The 10224-nt window shown below is 73.0% G+C and carries 7 protein-coding genes and 1 pseudogene; 4 read left to right on the forward strand and 4 right to left on the reverse strand.

Going from position 1 to position 10224, the window contains the following annotated elements:
* Together MTQ10_RS22145 and MTQ10_RS22150 are read right to left on the reverse strand one after the other, a co-directional pair.
* The coding region (locus MTQ10_RS22145) for a serine hydrolase domain-containing protein (RefSeq protein ID WP_247471259.1) at window positions 1–1126 on the reverse strand (1126 nt) is incomplete at its 3' end.
* Window positions 1078–2421, reverse strand: a complete 1344-nt coding sequence (locus MTQ10_RS22150) for a multidrug effflux MFS transporter (protein WP_247471262.1) — start codon at window positions 2419–2421, stop codon at window positions 1078–1080. The genes MTQ10_RS22150 and MTQ10_RS22145, both read right to left, overlap by 49 nt.
* Before the next feature lie 96 nt (window positions 2422–2517).
* On the opposite strand from MTQ10_RS22150, the gene MTQ10_RS22155 reads away from it, so the two are divergent.
* From MTQ10_RS22155 to MTQ10_RS22170, 4 genes are all read left to right on the forward strand, one after another.
* Window positions 2518–3519 (forward strand): Gfo/Idh/MocA family protein, encoded by a 1002-nt coding sequence (locus MTQ10_RS22155; RefSeq protein ID WP_247471265.1) that lies wholly within the window; start codon window positions 2518–2520, stop codon window positions 3517–3519.
* Window positions 3520–3679: 160 nt separating this feature from the next.
* Window positions 3680–4411 (forward strand): SDR family oxidoreductase, encoded by a 732-nt coding sequence (locus MTQ10_RS22160; protein WP_374117666.1) that lies wholly within the window; start codon window positions 3680–3682, stop codon window positions 4409–4411.
* Between the two features lie 1325 nt (window positions 4412–5736).
* Window positions 5737–6291: a DoxX family protein gene (locus tag MTQ10_RS22165; RefSeq protein ID WP_247471271.1), complete on the forward strand. Its 555-nt coding sequence runs from the start codon at window positions 5737–5739 to the stop codon at window positions 6289–6291.
* Between the two features lie 139 nt (window positions 6292–6430).
* Entirely contained in the window at window positions 6431–7720 is a 1290-nt protein-coding gene (locus MTQ10_RS22170) for a flavin-containing monooxygenase (protein ID WP_247471274.1), read from the forward strand.
* Between the two features lie 57 nt (window positions 7721–7777).
* Here MTQ10_RS22170 and MTQ10_RS22175 read toward each other — a convergent pair whose 3' ends face one another.
* Together MTQ10_RS22175 and MTQ10_RS22180 are read right to left on the reverse strand one after the other, a co-directional pair.
* The gene (locus tag MTQ10_RS22175) at window positions 7778–9010 is read right to left on the reverse strand and encodes a tryptophan dimethylallyltransferase family protein (protein WP_247471276.1); all 1233 of its coding nucleotides are present in this window, start codon (window positions 9008–9010) and stop codon (window positions 7778–7780) included.
* 230 nt (window positions 9011–9240) lie between these two features.
* Window positions 9241–10224 (reverse strand): annotated as a pseudogene (locus tag MTQ10_RS22180) (cytochrome P450); the annotation flags it as partial.

The following is a 10224-nucleotide window of genomic DNA, read 5'->3' on the forward strand; positions in this document are numbered from 1 at the left end:
GCCCACTGTCGGCCCCCCGCCGCCGGGGATGAACGGCGTTGGCCAGAAGGACGAGGTACGTGTCGGTGACCGGGTCGAGAACGACCGACGTCCCCGTGAAGCCGCAGTGCCCCGCAGCCCCCCGCCCCGCGAGCTCGCCCATGAACCACGGCTGGTCCACGGCGAAGCCCAGCCCCGGCGGGGTCAGCAGCAGTTCGACGAAGTCGGGGCCGAGGATGCGGGCGGGCCCGTAGGAGCCGCCGGCGAGCAGGGTGCGGCAGAACACCGCGAGGTCCCACGCCGTGGAGAACAGCCCCGCGTGCCCGGCGACACCGCCGAGCGCCCACGCGTTCTCGTCGTGGACCTCGCCCCGCAGCATGCCCCGGTCGGCCTTGGCCCAGGGTTTGCGCTGGTCCTCGGTGGCCGCCGCGTCGGGCCGGGGCCCGAAGGAGGTGGCGGTCATGCCGAGGGGCCGGGTGATGCCGTCGTGGATCAGCACGTCGAGGGGCCGGTCGGTGAGGCGTTCCAGCAGGTGCTGAAGGAGCAGCATGTTCAGGTCGGAGTACCGGTAGGTGCCGGGCGGTGAGGACGGGGCCTCGGCCCGCAGCAGGGCGAGGCGTTCGGTGTCGTCGGCGCAGTCGTACAGCGGCAGTTCGGGCCGCAGCCCGGAGGTGTGGGTGAGCAGTTGCCGTACGGTGACGCCCGCCTCGGCGGCGCCGGTGAACTCCGGCAGGTAGGCGCCGACGAGGGCGTCGATGCCGAGGGTGCCGCGTTCGATCTGTTGCACGGCGGCCACCGAGGTGAACAGTTTGGTGACGGAGGCCAGGTCGAAGGGTGTGTCGACGGTCATCGGCACTTGCCGGTCCGCGGGGAGTTCGATGCCGGTGTCGGTGTCGGGGTCGTACGCGGCGTACCGTACGGCGTGTCCGGCGGCCTCGTGGACGGCGACGACAGGGCCGCGTCCGGCGAGGACGACGGCGCCGGGGGCCCAGGGGCGGGGGCCGGTGGTCAGCTCGTGGACCTCGCGTACCAGGCGGGCCATTCCGTCGGGGTCGAGTCCGGCGCGCTCGGGTGTGTCCCGGCGCAGTCTCGGCGTGCTCAGTGTCCTGCTCCCTCTCCGTCCGCACGCTTGTTCCAGGGACGGCACATTCCCATGAAGCAGGCCAGTGCGACCAGTGCGCTCACCAGTTGGACGACGGCCATGGGGACGGCGGTGTCCTCGCCGGCGATGCCGACGAGCGGGGAGGCGATCGCGCCGATGAGGAAGGAGGCCGTGCCGAGCAGTGCGGAGGCGGAGCCCGCGGAGTGCCGGGTGCGCAGCAGGGCGAGGGACTGGGTGTTGGGCATGGTGATGCCCATTGCGGACATCAGCACGAACAGCGCGGCGGCGACGGGCGGGAGGCCCACGTCGCCGAGGGAGCCGGTCGCCATGAGCAGCAGGGCGGTCGCCGCGAGGATGATCACGGCGAGGCCGGTGGCGAGGACTTTCTCCAGGCTGACGCGGCCGACGAGGAGTTTGCCGTTGATCTGGCCGGCGGCGACGAGGCCGACGGAGTTCAGCCCGAACAGCAGGCTGAAGGTCTGCGGGGAGGCGCCGTAGATCTCCTGTACGACGAAGGGGCTGGCGCTGATGTAGGCGAAGAGGGCGGCGAAGGCGAACCCGCCGGCGAGGAGGTAGCCGGTGAAGGGCGGGTCGGCGAGGAGGCGGCGCATCGCGTGCAGGGCCTCCCCCACGCCGCCCGCGTGCCGTTCCCCCGGTTCCAGGGTCTCCGGGAGCCGGAACCACACGAGCGCGCCGAGGAGCAGTCCGATCACGGTCAGTACGACGAACACGCCCCGCCAGTCCGTCACCCGCAGGATCTGCCCTCCGATGAGCGGGGCGACGACCGGGGCGACGCCGGAGATCAGCATGAGGGTGGAGAAGAAGCGGGCCATGGCGACACCGTCGTACAGGTCGCGGACGACGGCGCGGGCGATGACGATCCCGGCGGCCCCGGCGAGGCCCTGCGCGAGCCGGAACGCGACGAGTGTCTCCACGGTGGGTGCGAGGGCGCACAGGGCGGTGGCGACGACGTACACGGCGAGACCGGCGAGCAGCGGGCGGCGCCGGCCCCAACGGTCGCTCATCGGGCCGACGACGAGCTGTCCCAGCGCCATGCCGAGCAGGCAGGCGGTGAGGGTGAGCTGGACGGTGGCGGCGGGGGCGTGCAGGGTGCGGGTGACCTCCGGCAGCGACGGCAGATACATGTCCATCGCCAGCGGGGGTGTGGCGGTCAGCCCGCCGAGGACGAAGGTGACGAGCAGTCCGGTACGGCCGTGCGGCACGCGGGCGGACGGCGCGCCCCCGGTGCCGGGGCCGGCCGGCCGCGGTGCGGGTACGGGCGTGGTCGCGGGCTGCGGGGTCTGCGTCGGCTGCGGTGTATCGGTGCCGCCCTCCGGCATGGGGTCCTGCCTTTCCGGCTCCCTGTTCGACTGTTGGGGCACCTATGCTCTCAGCTCGTACAGACTGCTTGAAGACGCAACAGAGGGTGGGCGAGCATGACGGCGGACACGGTGCGGTGGGGTGTGCTGGCGACGGGCGGTATCGCCGCCTCCTTCGCGGCGGACCTGGTGGACCTGCCGGACGCGGAGATCGTGGCGGTGGCGTCGCGCAGCGAGGCGTCGGCGAAGACGTTCGCGGACCGCTTCGGCATTCCGCGCGCCTACGGCGACTGGGCGTCCCTCGCGGCCGACGAGGACGTCGACGTGGTGTACGTGGCCACCCCGCACTCGGCGCACCGCGCGGCGGCCGGGCTGATGCTGGAGGGCGGCCGGCATGTGCTGTGCGAGAAGCCGTTCACGCTGAACGTCCACCAGGCCGAGGAACTCGTCACGCTCGCCCGCGAGCACGGCCGTTTCCTGATGGAGGCCATGTGGATGTACTGCAATCCGCTGGTACGGCGGCTGAAGGCGCTCGTCGACGACGGGGCGATCGGCGAGATCCGTACCGTGCAGGCCGATTTCGGCCTCGCCGGCCCGTTCCCGCCCGCGCACCGGCTGCGTGACCCGCAGCAGGGCGGCGGTGCCCTGCTCGACCTGGGTGTCTACCCGGTCTCCTTCGCCCAGTTGCTGCTGGGTGAGCCGGCCGGGGTGGCGGCGCAGGCCGTGCTGTCCCCGGAGGGCGTGGACCTCCAGACGGGCGCGCTGCTCTCCTTCGACGGCGGGGCGCTGGGGCTGGTGCACTGCTCCATCGACGGCGGTACGGGTGTGACGGCGTCGGTGACCGGCACGAAGGGGCGGATCGACGTGCCGGAGGGGTTCTTCCACCCGGAGCGGTTCGTGCTGCACCGGGTGGGCCGTGACCCGGAGGAGTTCACGGCGGACCCGGCGGACGGGCCGCGGGCGACGTACCGGCACGAGGCGCTGGAGGTCATGCGGGCGCTGCGGGCCGGGGAGACGGAGTCCCCGCTGGTGCCGCTGGACGGCACGCTGGCGGTGATGCGCACGCTGGACGCGATCCGGGAGCGGGTGGGCGTGCGCTACCCGGACGAGACCCGGTAGGCGGGGCGCGCCGCCCCCGGAGGCCCGAATGGCGGAACGGCGCGGTCCACGTGCTGGACGACGCCTACCCTGCGGGGGCATGAGCACCGATCGAAACCCTCAGCCCGAGCCCGGCGACTCCGCGCACCGGCCCGCGTCCGGCTCCCGGTCCAGGATCGCCGTGGTGACCGGTGCCGGCTCCGGCATCGGGCGCGCTGTCGCCGTCGAACTGCTGCGCGCCGGCTGGTCGGTGGCCCTGGCCGGGCGCCGCACCGAGACCCTGGAGGAGACGGCGGCCCTCGTCCCGAAGGCCGCCTCCCTCGCCGTCCGCACGGACGTGACCCGGCCCGAGGACGTGGACGCGCTGTTCGCGGCGACGGTCGGCCGCTTCGGCCGGGTCGACCTCCTCTTCAACAACGCGGGGACGTTCGGGCCGGGCGGCGTGCCGGTCGAGGAGCTGCCCTACGACGCGTGGCGGCACGTGGTGGACACCAACCTCAACGGGGCGTTCCTGTGCGCGCAGGCGGCGTACCGACAGATGAAGGAGCAGGACCCGCAGGGCGGCCGGATCATCAACAACGGCTCGATCTCGGCGCATGTGCCCCGGCCGCACTCGGCGCCGTACACCGCGACGAAGCACGCGCTGACCGGCCTCACCAAGTCGCTGTCGCTGGACGGGCGGCCGTACCGGATCGCCGTCGGGCAGATCGACATCGGCAACGCTGCGACCGACATGACGGCGCGTATGCAGACCGGTGTGCTGCAGGCCAACGGCGAGGTCGCCGTGGAGCCGGTGATGGACGTGGCCGACGTCGCGCGGACGGTACGGCACATGGCGGAGCTGCCGTTGGAAGCCAACGTGCAGTTCGCGACGGTGCTGGCGACGGGGATGCCGTATGTGGGGCGGGGGTGAGCCCACGGCTCGGGTGAGCGGGGGTGCCCCGCGCCCCCTGGCACCGTCGGCCGGTCCACCCCTCACATTCGGAATATGAACTTCCGGGGTATTGCGGCAGATAGAGCACCTATGCTCAACTTTCCTCCACCAGAACTTCACACTTGGAGCCCTGGTGTTCCGGTAGGCCATACCGAGGGGGGAGTGGCAGCCGTCCCGCCGCGCCGGGTTGGGGGTGGACCCCGCCAGGGGATACACACCGCCGCCGGGACGGCTGCCCGTTCCCTCCGGGGGAGACGGCCCCTTCTCACCTACGGCCCGGTGAGGGCCTTTCACGCAGTTCCCCGCGCCCCTTCGTCTGGCGGGGCCATCGTCTTCACCTGCGGGCCGGTGAGGGCGATCGCGCAGTTCCCCGCGCCCCTTCGTCTGGCGGGGCCATCACTTCCACCTGCGGGCCGGTGGGGGGCGTTCGCGCAGTTCCCCGCGCCCCTGATGCCTGCGGCGGCCCGTTTCGATGGGTGGGTGGCTGGTGTAGCGCCACCTGTCCGGTGGGTGGGACGGGGGCGCGCCATTCGAGGTCCGCCCAGTGGGTGGAGAGACACAGAGCCGCCCCACGCCAGGAACCCGAGCCCGGCCCGGCCCGGCCCGGGACGGTGGCGGCCCGCACCCGCGGCGGACCGTAGCCGGCCTGGGTGAGCCGGTGGCGGGCCGCAGTCGCGTACGGCGGGGAGGGGACGTGTCGGGGGGTGCCCGCCCGCAGCGTGCGGCGAGAACGCAGGGCAAGGATCTGAGGGGCAGGGCGTCGCACCGAGGACGGACACTCCCCGGCGCGGCCCCGACCCCACCACCGGACAGCCGGCGCTACACCAGCCACGCACTCACACCAGGGGGCCGCCGCAGGCCTTCAGGGGCGCGGGGAACTGCGCGAACACCCCCCACCGGCCCGCGGTGAACAACGATGCCGCAGGCACCCCCGAAGGGGCGCGGGGAACTGCGCGCCAAGCCCCCACCGGCCCGCGGTGAACGACGAAACCGCACGCACCCCCGAAGGGGCGCGGGGAACTGCGCGCCAAGCCCCCACCGGCCCGCGGTGAACGACGAAACCGCACGCACCCCGAAAGGGGCGCGGGGAACTGCGCGAACGCCCCCCACCGGCCCGCAGGTGGAAACGATGGCCCCGCCAAACAAAGGGCCGCGGGGAACTGCGCACAAGGGCGTCACCGGCACCCCGGTGCACAGGGTCACCCGAACGGCCCTCCGGGGACGGTCCCGCCCCGCCCCCGATGCCACCGTGGGTGCGGGGACGGAAGCCCCCGCCACGGAACCCCGCGCCGCCAGGAGACCCCATGACGTACGACCGACGCGACCTCGGCCTGCTCCTCCTCCGCCTCGGCGCCGGCGGCGTCCTCGCCGCGCACGGGGCGCAGAAGCTGTTCGGCTGGTTCGGCGGCCACGGCATCGAAGGCACGGGCCGGTTCATGGAGTCCGTGGGCTACCGCCCGGGGAGGGCGAGCGCGATGGCCGCAGGCCTCGCCGAGACAGGCGGCGGCGTGCTGCTGGCCCTCGGCCTGGCCACCCCCGCGGCGGGCGCGGCGGCGGCCGGCGCGATGGCGGGCGCGGCGTCCGTGCACACGCCGAACGGTTTCTTCGCCCAGGAGGGCGGTTACGAGTACGCCGCGTCCCTCGGCCTCACCGCGGCGGGCCTCGCGATCGCGGGGCCGGGCAGGCTGTCCCTGGACCACGCCATGGGTCACACCGTCGACCGGGGCTGGATGGTGCCGTTCGCGTTCGCGGCGGCCGGCCTGGCCAGCGCGGTCACGGTGGGCCTGCGCGTACAGCGGGTACGCCGGGAGAAGCAGGGCCGGCAGGAGGCCCTGTTCGACGAGGACCTCGCCGAGTAGCCGACCGGCCGGTGCGCGCCCCGCCGCGGAAGTGGCGTACGCCTCAGCCCCCGCCTTCCGGTGCCGGTGTGAGGTGAGAGCACGGTGGGCAGTCAATGCCCGTGTATAGAGAAACCGTGTTCGAACAATGGGGGTCGGCGTGAGTGTGTGCGTGATCGGTGCAGGCCTGTCCGGACTGGCGGCCGCACACGCACTCAGGCAGCGGGGCATCGACGTCGTCTGCCTGGAGAAGGCGCCGGACGTCGGCGGTATCTGGCGGCAGCCGGACGCCGGTGAGCGCGGCCCCGCCTACCGGGCTCTGCACCTCAACAGTGCCCGGCAGCTGACCGGTTACTCCGATTTCCCGATGCCTGACTCGCTGCCCCTGTATCCCCGGCACAGCGATGTCGCCGCGTATCTGCGGTCGTTCGCCGACTGGGCGGGGCTCGGGGACCACATCGAGCTGCGTACCGAGGTGCTGTCGGTGCGTCAGGCGGCGGACGGCTCCTGGACGGTGGTGAGCCGCGACGCCGAAGGGTCGGAGCGCACCCGCAGCTTCAGCCAGGTCATCGTCGCGTCGGGGCACAACACCCTGCCGGACATGCCCGATCCGCTGCCGCCGGGCGCCGGCTCCTTCACCGGGACGATCCTGCACTCGATGGACTACCAGGACGGCGCCGACTTCGCCGGGCAGCGCGTGGTGGTCGTCGGGCTCGGCGCGTCCGCGGTGGACATCGCGGCGGATCTGTCGCGGCACGCCGAGCGGACCCTGCTGTCGGTGCGGCGCGGGCTGCACATCATCCCCAAGCAGCTGTTCGGCCTGTCCGTGGATCTGATCGCGGAGGCCCCCTGGTTCACGAAGATGTCCTTCCCGGAGCAGCGGGCCTGGGTGGAGAAGGCGCTGCTGGTGGCGCGGGGAAGGATCTCCGACTACGGGCTGCCGGAGCCCGACCACCCGGTGTTCTCCTCGGCGGTGACCATCTCCGACGAGATCCTCAGCCGTATCCGGCACGGCGCGGTCGTGCCGAGGCCGGCGATCGAGGCGTACGACGGTGACCGGGTCGTGTTCAAGGACGGTACGGAGGAGGAGGCCGACGCGGTCGTCTACTGCACCGGTTTCCGGATGTCGTTCCCGTTCCTGCCGGCGGGCTGCCCGGCGACGGAGGACCGCCCGGTGGAGCTGTACCGCAGGATCGTGGACCCGGACCGGCCCGGCCTGTACTACCTGGGCCTGATCCGCCCGCACGGCTCCATCACGCGGCTCGTCGAGGCGCAGGCCCGCTGGGTGGCCCGGCTGGTGGACGGGGAGGCGGATCTGCCCGCGCCGGACGTCATGCGCAAGGAGATAGCGGCGTATCTGGGCGGTATCGAGGAGCGGTACGGCGTCACTCGGGGCACGTCGATCCAGGTGGACTTCGGCGCGTATCTGCGGGAGCTGCGCGAGGCCTGATCCCCGACCGCCCCCGCGGCTCCCGGGCGGTCGGGAGCCGCGCGGCGGGTCCTGTGGTCAGGGCGCGGGGGCGGGCTGCACGGCGGCGGTCGCCCCGGCGGGCGGCCGGACCGCGTACGCCTCCGCCGACAGATACACGGTCACCCGCGGCGGCCGGCCCTGCTGGTGGGCGAGGCCCAGGTAGGCGACGAGGCCGGTGCCGTCCTCGGGGCGGCGTGCGGTGAGGGCGGGCACCGCGGTGAGCAGCGGGGCGCTGTCCATGCCGTAGTGGTCCAGGACGGTGACGGCCCGCTCCAGGGCTTCGGCGTCGTCGCGGACGTAGTCGCGTACCGGGATGTAGAGGGTGAAGCCGCTGGGCCGGCCGGTCGCGGACTCGGTGAAGGCGTGGCAGGACTGGCCGGGCCGGCGGTCGAGCCGCCCGCTGCCGGTGCCGGTGGCCAGCCGGAAGAACGTGCCGATCTCCTCCGGGTCGGGGCCGGGCTCCGTCCGGTTCAGTGCGCCCGCCTCGTCGGCGGTGAGGCCCTGGTGGGCGAGGTAGACCTTGAGGCGGGGCTCGTCCCAGTCGCCGAGGTCGAGCGCGAAGAACAGATGCCGGTCGCCGTCGGGCAGTGCGGTGAACGCCCGCCGGTGGCCGAGCCGGTCCAGGGCTTCCCGTACGGTCTCGGCGGCCAGGTCCGCGCCGCGTGCCGCCGGGTTGAGGTACACCTTCACCTTCGGCACCCCGCCGGGCCGCAGTTCCAGCGCGCACCACAGGGCGAGCGGCCCGTGCGGTTCGGGCGGCAGGAACAGGTCTTGTACCTCGTCCAGTGCGGCGGTGGAGAAGTTCCAGCGCCGGGCCATCTCCTGTACGGCGTCGAGGCCGGCGCGTCCGCTGCGGGCCAAACTGCCTGCGCCGCAGCCTGGTTCCAGCAGGACGCGCAGGGCGGGGGACGCTCCGGGTGTGAAGGAGAGGGAGTACTCGACGGGGGTGTGGTCGTCGGAGAGGAAGGTGGGGGTGGCCGGCGGCAGGTCCAGCGGGCGGTCGGCGACGGGGCCGAGCGCCCGGAGGAGCGTACGGGCGTAGTCGTCGGCGTCGTCGGGGCCGAGTCCGGTGACCGTGCACAGCCGGTGGAGTTGTCCGGCGGTGAGTGCGCCGAGGGTGCCGGGGAGTCCCGGCGTCGCGGGGACCTCCCGGGTGCCGGGGGTCTCGTACGACGCGGGGCTCGCATGAAGATACCCGCCGGCGGGGGCGGGTATTCGGGGGTGCGAGGGGTGCGGTCTGGGTGTGGTGTACGTGGATATGGGGTCCACGGCACCTCCTTCGCCTCGTCAGCAACAGGGAATACCGCGTTCCTGACTACCCCCGCTCTCGAACGGTCATGCGGTCGTGGAGAGTTGGTGCGTGTTAGTTGAATCACTCGTGGACGGCACGTGGTGTCCGCGGGTGCGACGGTGGGCACCGCCGGCGTGTCACCGGCGGTGCCGTGGGCTCACCTGGTGAGCCAGGTGAGGAACTGGCTCCACAGGCCGCCTCGTTCGCCCTTGCGGGGTTCGGCCGGGGCGGGGCCGGTGTTGGCGGCGGCGAAGCTGACCAGCATCAGATCGCCGGCCTGGAGCTTGGTGCCGGCGAACTCCATGTCGGCGGCCGGGTAGTGCGCGGCCAGGTTCTGCATGGGCGGGTTCTCCCACAGCGTGTCGTCGAGCGCCTCGTCGATGAGGCCGCCGCGGTGGGCGTACGCGTCGTGGGTGAGCAGCCGGTGCAGGGTGTTGCCGATGAGGTTCCGCAGCGGTTCGTTGCCGGCGACCATCAGCAGGGCGAGCTGGTGGACCATCTCCTCGTCGGTGAGGCGTGCCTGATGTGCCATCAGCCAGGAAGTGACGTCGTCGCCGGGCCGGGCCCGCTTCTGTGTGACGAGTTCGCCGAGGGCGCCGAACATCACGCCCATGGCCTTCTCGGCGTTGATGCCGTCGAACATGTTGGTGACGCCGAACAGGACGCGGTCGCCGATGCCGGCGGGGCAGCCGAACAGTTCGTTGAAGACGAACAGCGGCACCTGTTTGGCGTAGTCGCCGAGCAGGTCGGCGGAGCCGCGGGCGCCGAACTGTTCGATGAGGTAGTCGGAGACCTGCTCGACGGTGTGGCTGAGGCGGCGCGAGTCGATGCGGGCCATGCTGTCGGTGACGGCCTGGCGCAGCCTGAGGTGTTCGGCGCCGTCGGCGAACATGCAGTTCGGCCGGTAGGCGAGGACGGGCGCGACGGGGCTGTCGGCGGGGACGCGGCCCTCGGCGAGGTCGCGCCAGCGGCGGGAGTCCTTGCGGAAGGAGCCGGGGTCCTGCAGGAGCTGGAGGGCCGCCTGGTAGTCGGTGACCAGGGTCGCCTCGACGCCGGGGGCGATCTCCACGGGGGCGGTGGGGCCGTAGTGCCGCAGGTAGCTGTAGTACGCCTGCGGGTCGGCCGCGAACTCCGGCCCGTACAGCGGCACCCGGCCGCCGGTGCCATGGGCCGGGCACCCCGGCGGGGGACT

This window comes from Streptomyces sp. XM83C (assembly GCF_023072675.1).
Classification (GTDB): domain Bacteria; phylum Actinomycetota; class Actinomycetes; order Streptomycetales; family Streptomycetaceae; genus Streptomyces; species Streptomyces thermocoprophilus.

Excerpts from the sequence above, each read along its gene's own strand:
- MTQ10_RS22150 (WP_247471262.1), bottom strand. The coding sequence starts at position 2,421 with ATGCCGGAGGGCGGCACCGATACACCGCAGCCGACGCAGACCCCGCAG.
- MTQ10_RS22155 (WP_247471265.1), top strand. The coding sequence starts at position 2,518 with ATGACGGCGGACACGGTGCGGTGGGGTGTGCTGGCGACGGGCGGTATC.
- MTQ10_RS22165 (WP_247471271.1), top strand. The coding sequence starts at position 5,737 with ATGACGTACGACCGACGCGACCTCGGCCTGCTCCTCCTCCGCCTCGGC.